Below are 13,723 nucleotides of genomic sequence, written 5' to 3'. Positions count from 1 at the left end.
GATCCGAACTCCGAAAATCTTTGACATTCTTCGCTTACGGTGGAATCTTTTCCGCTATATGCGAGAAGGCTTTAAACGATCAAAGATACGAAGTAAAACGTTTGTCCTAATTTTACTGGTTCTCGCATCTTCTATTCTCTTCTTTGCGACCGAAAAAAAGGCGGAGTCGGGAAAAAGTCCGTCCGAAAATTCGGAACCGCTTAAACTTGATAATCACTCTCCTGAAGAAATTCCCCTATCCAAAGAGATTTTCTACATGAAGGATTCTAGCAAATCGCTTCCTGCAAATGAAATAACCGGCGGAGAATATGACTCGGCATTTCGAAGAAATACCAATCGAATTCCGAATTTCGGCTATGATTCTAGTCCATATTGGCTGCATTTTAAGATAGAAGTTGAGGAACCTCTTTCAGAGGAAAGATTCTTAAAAATCGAATACCCTCATTTAGACAAAATCGATCTTTATTGGAAGGATACTCTCGGTAGAGAAGGCGAGTTTCATACCGGAGATTCGCTTCCTTTTAAAGAACGACCGATCAACGATCGATTCTTCGTATTTCCGCTTCCATTGGAAGATAAATCGATCGTAGAAGTTTATTTCAAAGTTCAATCGGAAGGTTCTTTAACTGTTCCGACATACTTGATCACTCGTACAAAATTGGAGGAATCCTCTAAGATATCCCTTTTGCTGAACGGAATTTTTTTCGGTGCATTGGGAGTGATGGTTTTTTATAACTTTTTCCTATTCCTAGGAATTCGAGAGAAGGCCTACCTATATTATACGATCGTAGTATTTGCATTTACCTTATTTGCGGTCTTAGGGTCCGGGTACGGATTCTGGCTATTACTGCCGGACGCCCCTAAATTTTTAGCTTATTTATTCGTAATAGTCGCGGCAGTCGCGCTGATTTTTTTAGGTTTGTTTTCCGCAGAATATCTGCAGACGAAGACCGTTCATCCAAGATTACATATCGCTCTACAAGTCGTCATTGCACTTTGGGTTGTCTATCTTCTCTCCGCAACATTCGTGCCTCTTCGAATTCTGTTGCCCATCAGCGCGATCCTACCGATTTTTGAAATTCTCTTATTAGTCGTAATTTCGATTTTAAGAGTTTTCCAAAACGATAGAAGGGCTAAAATTTTTCTGGCTGCCTGGGTCTTGGGACTGATAGGGACAATCATATTTTCTTTAAATAGATTGGGAGTTTACGACTCGGAGCCTGTCGCGAGCGGTGCGTTAAAATTCGGATTATTGAGTAACGTCATACTCCTTTCGCTCGGGTTAGTGGATCGCATCAACGCATTCCGCAAGGAAAAAGAAGAGTATAAAGAAAGAGCCGATCAGCTACTGGAACTTTCCCTATTAGATCCCTTAACGGGCGTTGCAAACCGAAGATTCTTTGATCAAGAATTGGATCGGGAGTGGAACCGTTCCGTCCGAACCGAGCGCCCTTTGTCGCTTCTTATGATCGATGTGGATTATTTTAAGGCCTTTAACGACACGTACGGCCATTTAAAAGGTGATGAAGTTTTGGAACGAGTCGCGCAATCTTTAAAAGAATGTTTAAATCGATCGTCCGATATGATTTCGCGGTACGGAGGAGAAGAATTCGGGGTTATTCTTCCGGATACTCCTGTTGAAGGGGCTATTGTGGTAGCATTGAACATGTTGCAAACGGTGGAAGACATGAACATTCTTCACGAAAAAAGTCCTTTCTCCCGCGTGACGGTTTCGATCGGAGTATCGAGCAATCTAGATAGAGAAATACATTCTCCGGAAGAACTTCTTGGAATTGCGGATAAGAATCTGTACGACGCGAAATCTTTCGGTCGAAACCATATTCGTCATTAAACGAAAATAAATCGTCGATATTAGGATAAATATTAAAAAAACTATAAAAAAGTTTTTAAATATTCAAATTTTCCTGGACCCTCACTCTTCTCAAGGTTACAATCGGTTCCCGCTATGGAACCCTCCAAACTGCCTTCTCTAAATTCACAGACGTTATATTATTTGATGAAGGTTTCCGCCGAAACTTTCAAGGATCATCCGGCTCAATTTTATAAACCGGATGGAAAATCATACAGAGCGGTTTCCTACGGCGAATTGTATCAAATTGTATTGCGAATTGGACTGGGATTAACTTCGATCGGAGTCAATAGAAAGGAAAATGTAGCGTTGATCGCGGATTCCGGGCACCGTTGGCTTTGGGTTAGTATGGGTATTACGAATATCGGATGCGTGGACGTCCCCAGAGGAACGGATTCTACTTCCGAAGATTTAATTTACATCCTAAACCATTCGGAAGCTCGAGTAGCATTCGTTGAAAATTCGGTCGTGCTACGAAAGATAGCTTCGAATCCGGATTCGTTTCCTTACCTAAAAGTCGTAATTTTATTCGAACCTTCCTCTCATATAGGCCCGAACCTACCATTCAAATTATTGCATCTAGACGACTTAATCTCGTTAGGCGATCGTTGGATTCAGGATAAGGGAGAAATGGAATTTCATAAGCGCGGAGAATCCGTTTCCGAAGATGAATTAGCCACAATAGTCTATACTTCCGGAACGACTGGAAGACCGAAAGGAGTGATGCTTTCTCACAAGAATATTCTTTTCAATGTGGATATGTCCCTTTCCATCGATGATATTCAGTTCAATGCGGATGATCGTACCATGGCTTATTTGCCTCCGTGGCATATCGCGGAAAGATTGATCGAAACCGGATGTATTCGAATCGGGGCCTCCGAGGCGTTCACGTCGATTTCTAGTCTTGGTCAAGATTTACAGGAAATTCGCCCTACTTTTTTGCTCTCCGTTCCCCGCGTATGGGAAAGTTTTTATAATAAGATTCATGATAAGCTAAGAGAAGCATCCCCGTTCGGTAGATTTCTATTTAAAATATTCCAAGGAACTGCTTCGACATTTCATAAATATAAAAGTCGCTTACTCGGCCTTGAATATATGTTGGAACGAATTTCGATCTTTCGCGAATTCGCTCGAAGAGCGGTCGCATTGCTCGTGGTTGCCTTCTTATTTCCCGCAAATCTACTTGCCATGACTGCTTTTTCCAAGATTCGGAAAGGATTAGGAGGAAAACTTAAATTCGCCCTTTCCGGGGCCGGAGCATTGCCGGAATACATTGATCGATTCTTCAATTCCATCGGAATTCCCATCTTGGAAGGTTACGGTATGACCGAATTAGGTGGAGTCTCAACAAGAAGGCGATTAAACTCCATTACGGTCGGAACATTAGGTCGTTGCATTCCGGGAGTCGAGATCAAACTTATCGACGAGCAAGGTAAAGAAATTCATGAACCCGGCGTAAAGGGAATCGCATGGCATAAAGGCCCGCATGTCATGATGGGTTACTATAAGGATCCGGAGAAAACGGCGGAAATCATAGTGGATGGATGGCTAAATTCGGGCGACTTATTGCTTTGGACGGTGCAAGGGGAACTTAAATATGCAGGCCGAGCCAAAGATACGATCGTTCTTTTGGGTGGCGAGAATTTAGAACCTGAGCCGATAGAATTTGCACTAACACAAAGCGAATTAATTCTACAAGCGATGATAGTCGGGCACGATAAAAAGGCCTTGAGCGCATTATTGGTGCCCGATTGGGAAATTCTGGATAAGCAATTAAGAGAATGGAAATCCAGACTATTACAGGAAATCCAGGATCCGAACTCCGATCCGGATGTAAGAGAACTCTTTAAGAAAGAAATCAAGGATCTGGTCTCCTCAAAGAACGGATTCAAGAATTTCGAAAAAGTCTCAAACTTCTATCTCTTACCGAAGAAATTCGAACCGGGAGATGAACTGACGATGACGATGAAAGTGCGAAGGAATATTGTCACCGATAAATATAAAGACGCGATAAACGACTTGTATCAATAAATGTTTATTTCAAGAAAACTGTAACCGATCGGATTTATTCCTCGAATTGGGGAAAAGGAGTTCTAAATGTTGTCTCTTACTCAGCCAATTAAGAATCGAATTTCGACAATTCTATCTATTTTATCTGCTATTATCTTCCTGCAGACGTTGTTCTTTAAATTTACCGGTGCCCAGGAATCCGTAGAAATTTTCTCCTCTTTAGGGGTGGAGCCTTGGGGAAGAATTTGGACCGGGACATTCGAGTTCCTAATCGCAATTTTACTTTTGATTCCTCCTCTTCGATTCATCGGCGCAATGGGCGGTTTCTTCTTAATGGTGGGGGCCGTTTTTTCCCATTTGCTCTTTTTAGGGATTGTGATTCATGACGACGGCGGGCTTTTATTCGGATTAGCGCTCTTTACCCTCGTATCATGTGCGGTCATCTTAAGTATAGAATGGGATAATCGTCCTCCATCCTGATTTTCGGGATTCCGGAGGGAAATTAATTCTATTCGATTTTGGATCGTAACGCATTTTTATTCTAAAATACACGGAAAGAAGTGGATAATCGGAATCGATTCCGTTGACATTTCCTCAGCATACAGTCTTATGGGATAAGGCGACTTTGATCGAATGAAATTCCCCCGAGGAAAAACTTACGACGGATTCTTCGTCTCAGATATCCACTATCTCCTAAATAAAAAAATTAAGTCGCACAAGCACAAAGAACTTTTTCAACTCTTGGATCATCTCGATCGCAAGGAAATCAAGTTTCACAACGTTTACTTAGTCGGCGACATCATCGAAAGTTGGTTCTTTAGCGCGGACCGTAGATTAAGAAAGGTTAAAGGTAAAAAGCGATTTAATAAACTCTTCGATCGCTTGGATCGCCTCGCCAGCGGCAAAGGACGTAAATATTATATTGTCGGGAATCACGATACGACGTCCTATTTAATGCGCCTTTCCCCGAACGTAGAAACCTATTTACGCGAGCGAGATTGGGTTATCTGTGAGAAAGCCGAGGATGAAACTCTGATCGCTCTTCACGGACACCAAGGGCAATATAATAAGTTTACGTGGATAGGATCTATATTCGTTCTACGATTACTGCATGTCTTCGCTTCCTTGTTTCCAGGAGTATTCAAATTCTCGGAAACTTTCTATCATAAACACTTAAACCGGCAGGATCCGACGACTACTGAGGAAACTTTGGCGTACTACCAGCGGTTAGCTAAGTTCGCTCATCAGGGAAAGAAAGTGTTGATTTCCGGTCACACGCATGATTTCCTTTGTCTGCCCAAAATGAACATCATCAACACCGGCGATTGGGTTAAAAGTAATACCTTCGTAATACAGGAACTTCGTAAGTTCATCGGAATTCGAATGACCGCCAGAAAAGAATTCAAGAAAGAATTCCGCTTGAAAGTTTGATCGTCGATCGGAAATATCGAAACGGGATTTCCTCGACCCTGATGATTTCGCTTTTGCCCCGGTCCTGAAAAACGAAATTGCAATTTCTTTCCTATAGTATATACTTTCGGCCATGTCTGAAAAACAGATCTTCGAGTTTTTAACAATCATAGACAATCATCCTTGGTTATTTTGGTCGGCAATCGTCGGAATTTTTTTAGTTATCGTTTTTATCCACGACATAGTACAAAGAAAGCACACAATCAAACACAACTTCCCTATCGTCGGCCATATTCGGTACTTATTCGAAATGATCGGTCCCGAGCTGCGACAATATTGGGTTGCAAACGATAAGGAGGAGATGCCCTTCAATCGTGCCGAACGATCCTGGGTCTATGCGACCGCAAAAAAACAGAATAATAATTTCGGCTTCGGAACAACGGAACTTTTGTACGACGCCGGATATCCGATCATAAAGCATGCCGCATTTCCGTTTCCGGAAGGACATGCTAAGTTCGTAGATGGAGATCCCTCGATGATCCCTTCCTTGAAAGTCATGGGGGAATTTCACCGCAGAAAGAAAATGTATCGCCCCCCGTCCGTAGTTAATATTTCGGCGATGTCGTACGGATCGCTGGGCGAAAGGGCGGTCTCAGCTTTGAATCAAGGCGCAAAATTAGCCCGGTGCTATCACAATACCGGCGAAGGTGGCCTATCTCCGTTTCACGCCTTTGGAGCCGACGTAATGTGGCAATTAGGGACCGGATATTTCGGAGCTCGAGACGAACACGGCCGCTTTTCGATGGACAAGTTTTTGGAGCGTCTTGCGGGAAATCAGAACGTAAGAGCAATTGAAATCAAACTCTCTCAGGGTGCTAAACCGGGTAAAGGCGGTATACTACCCGGTGCGAAAGTCACTCCGGAAATAGCTAAAATTCGAGGTATAAAAGCGGGTCAGGATTGTGTTTCACCCAACGCGCATTCCGAATTTAAGGATGTGGAAGGCCTGATCGATTTCATCGAGAAGATCGCCGAGCAAACAGGGCTTCCCGTCGGAATCAAAAGCGCGGTCGGGGAAACGCAATTTTGGAGAGAGCTAGCTAAGCGAATGAAAGAAACCGGAAAAGGACCCGACTTTATCACCATAGACGGCGGAGAAGGCGGAACGGGAGCCGCACCTCTAACGTTTACTGATCACGTTTCTTTGCCGTTCAAAGTGGGTTTCGCTCGAGTGTATACGATCTTTCAGGCGGAAAAACTATCCGATAACATCGTATGGATCGGCAGCGGCAAATTAGGTTTTCCTGATAGAACTATCATAGCCTTTGCGATGGGCTGTGACTTGATCCATGTAGCTCGGGAAGCCATGATGTCAATCGGTTGTATCCAGGCTCAAAAATGTCATACCGGCCATTGCCCGACCGGCATTGCGACCCAGAGTAAATGGTTACAAGCCGGGCTTGATGTCTCTATAAAGGCCGATCGAGCAGCGAACTACATCAAGGGATTTAGGAAGGAATTACTCTCCGTCGCACATGCTTGCGGGTACGAACATCCGTTGCAATTTACCGGACATGATATAGAAATCGGAGCCGGTCTAAATCGGTTTCGAACCTTAACCGACGTTTTGGAATATGAACGCGAACCGGTTCGATTCACTACGATGATGGATTATACTAGCTTCATTCCGCAAAAAGCCTAAAGAACTTATTGTGAATCAGTTCCCGAATTCTTTCAGGATTTGGGCGAGTAAATCCGGCTTGTCAGTGATGATTCCATCCACTCCTACTTGGATGAGCTTTCTCATTTCGTTAGGATCGTTCACCGTCCAAGGATAAATCTTATATCCTAATTTATGATATTCTTTTACGTATTCCTCATCGACTAAAAGATGTTCAGGCGCGAGAATATCCGGCACGGCCTTTTTGTTTAAAAGAAGATTTTTTAACGCGACTTTTTTATAATATGCCAAAGTAGAATCTTTAAAAGTCCCGTAAATTTGCCCTCTCAGAATCTCCGGCTTTGTTTCCTTGATTCGTTCTAAAACCATCGGATTAAACGAAGAAACGAAAACTTTAGCGGGGAATTTTTTTTTGGTCAACAAATCTACGACGGCATCCGCAACTTTCTGTGCCGGCTCGCCGGATTCTTCGGATTTGATTTCGATATCAATGACCGCCTTCCCGCCGAATTCATTTAAAACCTCGTCCAGCGTCGGGATCTGCTCTCCTTTATATTCCGGCGAAAAATGGCTTCCCGCGTCAAGATGCTTGATATCGGCAAGACTTGAATCTTTAACTTTTCCTTTACCATTTGTCACTCTGTCCAGGCTATAATCGTGAATAACGACAAGTTCGCCGGTCTTACATAACATCGTATCAAGCTCGAAGCCGTGACCGTATTTTGCGGCTAGTCGGAACCCGGCTAGGGTATTTTCCGGCGCCAAAGCTCTCGCTCCGCGATGTCCTATGATCATGAACTTTTCCGGAAATTGTTTTTGGACTTGTTCTTGTCTAGGAGAATGGTGAACGCAGGAAGATCCTAAAACGATCGATAGAAAGAAAACGGATAAAAATAGTAAATTTTTTCCTCGTAGTTGGAACGTTGAAAACGACATTGAACTCTCCCTCACGCTAATGCAATAATTACGAATGAGAACCTTTCTATTCTCGTTTGACACGATGGGAAGTAGTTTTCAGGAGAATCGCTTGCCTTTTTTCCAATTCGTAACAATGTGACTCGATTTTAATTATGAAGATTTTAAAAACGTATTTGGAAGAAGCGATCGCCTTGGTTCGGTCCCCCCGTAGGACATTTACTGAAATGACCTCGGATTACCGTTACCGAATTTCGATTCAAAGAGCCTTCTTTTTTATACTCTTAAGTTTCCTTTTTAGCGAACTTTTCTCCGTCAAATCTGCGCTTCTCTTTTTCTTTTTAGGAGGTTCCGTAATAGACTTCCTATTTAGAAGTCTATTACCTTCCATTTTGTGGACCATTTTTTATTCGTCGATCTATACAATTCTTCTCCTAGCTTCCGGAACCGGAGTATTATATTTGATCGCGAAATATTCTCGCGGTCTATTAGATCATTTACGAATTACGACATACGTTTCCAGACTTTCTTTTTTAACGACCCTATTGGCTATTTTAAACGCGACATTTGCTTCGGGCTGGTTCGGAGTTCTATTGATTATTTTATTTTTTTCTTATAGTGCGTATTTAATTATGAATGCACTATATTACGGATTAAAATGCGAACGGAAATACGCCATACTCGGAAGTTTAATCATTGCCGTTTTATCCGCGGTTCTTTTCAATTTCAACGGAGAAAGAATTTCGGGGGAATTTTCGCGACCTACCCAACCGAAGCTTCTCACGCCTGAGGAAGAGCGGGAGAAAACCCAGCAAGCAAAGGAAATCATCGAAAAATTAGAACGAGAACGAAGGGAAAAGGGTCTTGAGAAGTAATTACGTATATTTTTTAAATCGATAAAGAGGGCAAAGATGGCCAGAGTCCAATTGCATTTACCAGAGAATCTTTCCTGGCACACATCGTTAAGAATTCGAATTTATGATACGAACTTTGCGGGACATCTTGCTCATGATCGAGTGGTCTCCTTGCTCCACGAGGCCCGGGCTCGCTTGTTTTCGGAGAAAGGATACACCGAATTAGACGTGGAAGGTTCCGGAATTATTTTGACGGATCTAGTCGTCGTTTACAAGGCGGAGGCCTTCTTTGCCGATGAAGTTCGTGTCGAGATCGGTGCGTCTGATTTTAGCTCCAAAGGCTGCGATTTATTCTATCGAATGACTCATACCGACGGCCCGATTACCGGAAAGGTGATTTGCGAAGCAAAGACAGGATTAGTGTTTATGGATTATGCCACTCGAAAAGTTTCAGAAATTCCCGACGTCTTTAGAAGTTGGTTCTGATCAAGGTTACATTCCGGAGCCTTTTTTCCCGATGAGACTGTCTAATTAATAAAGGCATTCGAATTAGCAAAAGCGATTTCAAAATGAGAAAACGGGGTGAGAGGATTTCTTACCGGCTAAAACTCCCCCCTCTAAGGGCTAAAAAAATTCCAAAATAAGCAAAAGATGCCATTCCCCTAAAGCGGCTCGATAGATTTTTCTTTGCCTAGGTGGCCGTTAATAAAGAATGGTAATATAGCCGGAAAGAGAGGGTTTTTCTATGAAACGGACCGAGTTGGAGAGACGAGAAAGAGATCTCCGCAAAGCACAAAAAAAACAAGAAACCCTGGAGAGACGTTCGAAAGGAAGCAGCGTCGGCGATTTTATCGACCAGCTATCCGGATTATTTCGCTATGACGCGACCGAGATTTTCAATACGAAAGATGATATCGGTATTTTGGAAGTCTTAGAAGATATGCAGGCTCTGATCCCTCAAAAAAAATGGGACGACGTGCTCCGTAAAGCGATCAAAAAGACCGGCGTCGTGGAAAAAGAACGGGCTTACCAAGAGTTATTAGAGCTTCTCTCCTTTGAAGAAGAGGAAGACGAAGAAACCCAAGAAGTCGGAGTTTAAGTCTCCTGCCTTCGTTTAGTTCCGTTCGGGAATTCCATTCTAAACGCTGAATCAGGCGTAGCCGAACTTGATTCGAAAACACAGTTACTCAAATTAACAAAAAAAGAGCACGGTTCCGAGAAGTGAAAACTCTTCGGTCGTGCTCTTTTCTATTCAAGACTAAACTTATTCAGAATAGTCTATGATTTTAATGTCTTTTCGGGCGGTTATTAAACGTTTGAGGTTTTGCAACGTCTACGTTTAAAGTTCTACCCTTAAATTCAGTGCCATTCAGGCTGTTCTTAGCATTCTCAGCTTGTTGTTCATTTGCCATTTCAACGAAGCCAAAGCCTTTGCCTTCGATAATTTTAACAAAAGCCACTTCACCATAGTTAGAGAATAGTTCGTTAATTTCTGAGTGTCCTACAGAGTAGTTCAGATTTCCTACAAAAAGTTTGCGATTTTGCATGCTTTCCTCGAGTTAGTTTCATTTTAGGCAGCCGGGATTTCGCAAATGGTTAGTCGTTTCCCGAAAACAACCAAAAGTGCCGAAGGAAGCGATTCGAGTGGGATTCGCGATCAATACTCGAATTGAACTGCCGGTAAATTACCTAAACAAACTCAACCCGCTACGACCGGATCTACTACTGTGACATGTGCGGTTTAAAAGATCAGCAAACCTGCAATAGAGCCATTATAAATTTCTCTCCCGGAACACGCAAGCATAAGAAATTGTTTGCTCGTTTAAGTTGGAAATAGTTCAAAATTTTCGAATTTTTTGGGGGATTAATTTTCCACGGAATTCCCGGAAAATTCTTGCCTGTTTGGATTCCGGGAAGTTCGGAAGGGGCTATCGAGCTTAAAGAAGGCTTCCTAAAATTCCATATTCTTAAAGCTGGACGAAATACGATCCTTTTCCCTCCGTCTAATAATCCGGCCTATATGAGACTCATGGCTAATTACAGAATTCATCTTAAATGATTTAGTTAAATTGATTCCTGGGCTATACGACTCTCGTATGTCCAAGTATTTAAAGGCGCGATTCTGCGGCGATTGCATTTGCACATCGGATCCCGTCCATAGCTGCGGACACGATTCCGCCGGCATATCCGGCTCCTTCTCCGCAAGGATACAAGCCTTTGATACGTATATGTTGTAAGGATTCGGAATCTCTGGGGATACTTACGGGAGACGAAGTCCTAGTTTCCGGAGCATGAACGACCGCTTCGTTCGTAAGATACCCGCGCATCGATTTATCGAATTCGCGAAAACCTACCTGTAGAGTCCTATAAATAAGAGGCGGCAAGACCGTTTTCAAATCGACGGACTTGATACCGGGCGGGTACGACGTTTTTGGAAGATCGCCAGAAATTTTTCCTTCCACAAAATCGACTAAGCGCTGTGCAGGAGCCGCCTGCGTTTTCCCGCCCGCAATCCAGGCGCTTCTTTCCACCTCTTTTTGAAATTCCATTGCGGCCAAAGGACCATGCATAGCGAAAGATTTAAAATCTTCCTGTCTCAATTCTACCACGATACCCGAATTTGCGGTCGGTCGAGCTCGTCTAGATGAAGACCACCCGTTTGTAACGATTTCCTCCGGCTTAGTTGCGCATGCCGCAATCACTCCGCCTGGACACATGCAAAAGGAATAAACTCCCCTTCCTTCCACCTGTTTTACGATACTGTATGGAGAAGGAGGGAGAAAAGGGCCTCGATCTCCGCACCGATACTGAATTGAGTCTATTAGAGATTGTTTATGCTCCACTCTCACTCCGATTGCAATGGGTTTTAGTTCTATTTCAATGCCCTTTAAATGCAGTAGCGTAAAGATATCCCTAGCCGAATGTCCGGTAGCTAGAATCACCTTATTCGATTTAAAACGGTTCCCGTTTTTAGTGACGACTCCGTGGATTCGATCGCCTTCCAGAAGAAAATCGGTAACGCGTTGATTGAAATGGACTTCCCCGCCCCGCTCCAATATAACTTCGCGGATACGACGGACTATATTCGGTAACTTATTCGTTCCTATATGAGGGTGTGCTTCTATCAATATTTCAGGACTTGCTCCGAACCCTACGAGTAGCTCAAGAATTCGGCGAACGTTCCCGCGTTTTTTGGATCGAGTGTAGAGCTTTCCGTCCGAATAGGTTCCGGCTCCGCCTTCGCCAAAGCAATAATTTGAATCCTCGTTAACGATATGATGCGCATTAATACTTCGTAAATCTACCGGTCTATTTTTTACGTCTTTTCCGCGCTCTATAATAATAGGTTTAAGTCCGGATTCGATTAATTGAAGCGCTGCGAATAACCCGGCAGGTCCGGCTCCTATCACGAGTATCTCTTCGGCATTGCGCACATCGGGATATTCGGGCAGGAGGATAGGTTTCCGGGCGAAATCTTCACGAACGTAGATTCGAACCCCTAAATTTATAATTACGGTTCTCTGCCTGGCATCGATCGATCGATTTAGGATTTCTATATGGCGAATGTCGGATAGTGGAATCTTAGCGTTTTTCGAGAGGTAACGTTTTAATTCTTCTTCTTGTCCTGCAATTTCAGGAACCACCCGAACCTGAAGTTCTTGTATCATAAATAGTATTTTCTATTTGAATCTTTTAAATCGCGGGGAATCGGACTATCAGAAAAAACTCAGTCGATACGATCTCAAGGATTTTCTTTTCGATTAAGTCACTATTCCAGTTGCCCTGCTAATGCTTTTGCGATAAAAGGCCACTGATAATTATTATTAGGCTCCTCGCCTAAGCGAACTATGACCGTCTTTCTGGAAGGCGAGACGAAGATGATTTGTCCTAAATTTCCTCGCGCCATATAATCGTACGTTTGGTCCTCATTTTTCATCCCCCACCAATGATACTTATAGTAACCGCCTATCTTGGGCCAGAATTTGAATACCATCCAGTCTCGATCATCGTTAGGATCCGGCGAAGTCGATTGCTGCACCCAATCGCTTGACACGATTTTACGGCCGTTCCAAGTTCCGTTGTTCAGAAAAAGGAGTCCGAATCGTGCAAAATCGATTGCTCGAGCGTTGAAAGCAACGTGCACTCTTTCGAACCCGTGCTCTTCGCTATCCAGACTCCAGGATGCATCGAATTCCATACCCATCGGTTCCCATAATTTTTTTCGAGTATAGTTTGAAATAGTAGTTCCGGTCACCCGTTCTAAAATGATTCCTTCAAGTATTGGATAATAATCGTTATAGTTAAATGATTTGCCGACGGGCACTTTACCGGAATGTAAATCTCCGATTATTGCGCGCAGATTGTCGCCGTAAAACGTGGTAATATCGGGTGAAAAAGGAATCAGAAGAAAAAAAGTATCTTCAACTCGTTTATAGTCTATTCCGGTAGACATCATCATAATGTCTCTGATCTTCAAAGTATCCAAACCGCGATTTTTCAACTCGGGTATGTATTTTATGACGGGATCGTTTACGCTCTGAATTTTTCCTTCCTCGATTGCGATACCGATCAGCGTCGAAAGTATGGACTTTGCCGAAGAGAAGGAAGTTTGAAGGCTCTCCCGATCGAATCCGTTCAGATAGTTTTCATAAACTAACTTGTTTTCTTTAATTACGATGAGTGCATTTGTTCGGGTAATTTTCAAAATTTCATCGAAAGGGACCGTTTGCATGCCGTCGCGAACAGTCCGAAATGTTAAAGCGTCCCGCATCTTCCTCTTTTCCGACTTACTGATAAATGAAATCGGGCCGGATGTTTCGACCTTTCTTTCAGGGAAGATTTTAAAAGTTTGAGGATTCGGATATCCGCTCGTTAAGGCGCGATAATATTGATTATTCGAATTGCAAGCAATTATAAAAAGCTGAACTACTATGAATATTTTGAAATAGGTTTTTTGGTTCATTAACTGTCCGAACAAGAGTC

At 43.0% G+C, this 13,723-nt stretch carries 11 protein-coding genes and 1 pseudogene; 8 read left to right on the top strand and 4 right to left on the bottom strand.

Features of this window, described 5'->3' with window-relative positions:
• Positions 1-58 precede the first annotated feature (58 nt).
• The 5 genes from LEP1GSC050_RS03690 (at position 59) to LEP1GSC050_RS03670 (ending at position 6,992) form a co-directional block, all read left to right on the top strand.
• A complete protein-coding gene (locus LEP1GSC050_RS03690; protein WP_010568556.1) occupies positions 59-1,852 on the top strand; it encodes a diguanylate cyclase in 1,794 nt (597 codons plus the stop codon).
• Positions 1,853-1,966: 114 nt separating this feature from the next.
• Positions 1,967-3,901, top strand: coding sequence for an AMP-binding protein (locus LEP1GSC050_RS03685; RefSeq protein ID WP_010568557.1), 1,935 nt, complete (start codon positions 1,967-1,969; stop codon positions 3,899-3,901).
• Positions 3,902-3,967: 66 nt separating this feature from the next.
• Positions 3,968-4,360: a DoxX family protein gene (locus tag LEP1GSC050_RS03680; protein ID WP_010409554.1), complete on the top strand. Its 393-nt coding sequence runs from the start codon at positions 3,968-3,970 to the stop codon at positions 4,358-4,360.
• A gap of 153 nt (positions 4,361-4,513) precedes the next feature.
• Positions 4,514-5,311, top strand: coding sequence for a UDP-2,3-diacylglucosamine diphosphatase (locus tag LEP1GSC050_RS03675; protein ID WP_010568558.1), 798 nt, complete (start codon positions 4,514-4,516; stop codon positions 5,309-5,311).
• A gap of 112 nt (positions 5,312-5,423) precedes the next feature.
• Entirely contained in the window at positions 5,424-6,992 is a 1,569-nt protein-coding gene (locus tag LEP1GSC050_RS03670) for an FMN-binding glutamate synthase family protein (RefSeq protein WP_010568559.1), read from the top strand.
• Positions 6,993-7,007: 15 nt separating this feature from the next.
• Here the strand turns inward: LEP1GSC050_RS03670 and LEP1GSC050_RS03665 are convergent, their stop codons facing one another.
• The gene (locus LEP1GSC050_RS03665; protein ID WP_010568560.1) at positions 7,008-7,907 is read right to left on the bottom strand and encodes a glycerophosphodiester phosphodiesterase; all 900 of its coding nucleotides are present in this window, start codon (positions 7,905-7,907) and stop codon (positions 7,008-7,010) included.
• A 134-nt stretch (positions 7,908-8,041) separates the two neighbouring features.
• Here LEP1GSC050_RS03665 and LEP1GSC050_RS03660 point away from each other — a divergent pair, with 134 nt between their 5' ends.
• The 3 genes and pseudogenes from LEP1GSC050_RS03660 to LEP1GSC050_RS03650 form a co-directional block, all read left to right on the top strand.
• Positions 8,042-8,761, top strand: coding sequence for a Yip1 family protein (locus LEP1GSC050_RS03660; protein WP_010568561.1), 720 nt, complete (start codon positions 8,042-8,044; stop codon positions 8,759-8,761).
• 36 nt (positions 8,762-8,797) lie between these two features.
• The gene (locus LEP1GSC050_RS03655) at positions 8,798-9,226 is read left to right on the top strand and encodes a thioesterase family protein (protein ID WP_010568562.1); all 429 of its coding nucleotides are present in this window, start codon (positions 8,798-8,800) and stop codon (positions 9,224-9,226) included.
• A gap of 247 nt (positions 9,227-9,473) precedes the next feature.
• Positions 9,474-9,839: pseudogene (locus tag LEP1GSC050_RS03650) on the top strand (LB_289 family protein); the annotation flags it as partial.
• Between the two features lie 187 nt (positions 9,840-10,026).
• Here LEP1GSC050_RS03650 and LEP1GSC050_RS03645 read toward each other — a convergent pair.
• From LEP1GSC050_RS03645 to LEP1GSC050_RS03635, 3 genes are all read right to left on the bottom strand, one after another.
• Positions 10,027-10,287, bottom strand: a complete 261-nt coding sequence (locus tag LEP1GSC050_RS03645; RefSeq protein WP_010409572.1) for an RNA recognition motif domain-containing protein — start codon at positions 10,285-10,287, stop codon at positions 10,027-10,029.
• Positions 10,288-10,848: 561 nt separating this feature from the next.
• Entirely contained in the window at positions 10,849-12,408 is a 1,560-nt protein-coding gene (locus LEP1GSC050_RS03640; protein WP_010568564.1) for an NAD(P)/FAD-dependent oxidoreductase, read from the bottom strand.
• Between the two features lie 101 nt (positions 12,409-12,509).
• A complete protein-coding gene (locus LEP1GSC050_RS03635; protein WP_010568565.1) occupies positions 12,510-13,703 on the bottom strand; it encodes a serine hydrolase domain-containing protein in 1,194 nt (397 codons plus the stop codon).
• Positions 13,704-13,723: the final 20 nt, after the last annotated feature.

The organism is Leptospira broomii serovar Hurstbridge str. 5399, assembly GCF_000243715.2.
Lineage (GTDB): Bacteria > Spirochaetota > Leptospiria > Leptospirales > Leptospiraceae > Leptospira_B > Leptospira_B broomii.
The sequence above is the reverse complement of the archived record's forward strand: the minus strand, read 5'-3'. Positions and strand labels throughout refer to the sequence as shown.

Bases quoted from the DNA above. Each gene is read 5' to 3' on its own strand.
- LEP1GSC050_RS03645 (WP_010409572.1), bottom strand. From the start codon at position 10,287: ATGCAAAATCGCAAACTTTTTGTAGGAAATCTGAACTACTCTGTAGGA.
- LEP1GSC050_RS03670 (WP_010568559.1), top strand. From the start codon at position 5,424: ATGTCTGAAAAACAGATCTTCGAGTTTTTAACAATCATAGACAATCAT.
- LEP1GSC050_RS03680 (WP_010409554.1), top strand. From the start codon at position 3,968: ATGTTGTCTCTTACTCAGCCAATTAAGAATCGAATTTCGACAATTCTA.
- LEP1GSC050_RS03640 (WP_010568564.1), bottom strand. From the start codon at position 12,408: ATGATACAAGAACTTCAGGTTCGGGTGGTTCCTGAAATTGCAGGACAA.
- LEP1GSC050_RS03675 (WP_010568558.1), top strand. From the start codon at position 4,514: ATGAAATTCCCCCGAGGAAAAACTTACGACGGATTCTTCGTCTCAGAT.
- LEP1GSC050_RS03665 (WP_010568560.1), bottom strand. From the start codon at position 7,907: ATGTCGTTTTCAACGTTCCAACTACGAGGAAAAAATTTACTATTTTTA.
- LEP1GSC050_RS03690 (WP_010568556.1), top strand. From the start codon at position 59: ATGCGAGAAGGCTTTAAACGATCAAAGATACGAAGTAAAACGTTTGTC.
- LEP1GSC050_RS03685 (WP_010568557.1), top strand. From the start codon at position 1,967: ATGGAACCCTCCAAACTGCCTTCTCTAAATTCACAGACGTTATATTAT.
- LEP1GSC050_RS03660 (WP_010568561.1), top strand. From the start codon at position 8,042: ATGAAGATTTTAAAAACGTATTTGGAAGAAGCGATCGCCTTGGTTCGG.
- LEP1GSC050_RS03635 (WP_010568565.1), bottom strand. From the start codon at position 13,703: ATGAACCAAAAAACCTATTTCAAAATATTCATAGTAGTTCAGCTTTTT.
- LEP1GSC050_RS03655 (WP_010568562.1), top strand. From the start codon at position 8,798: ATGGCCAGAGTCCAATTGCATTTACCAGAGAATCTTTCCTGGCACACA.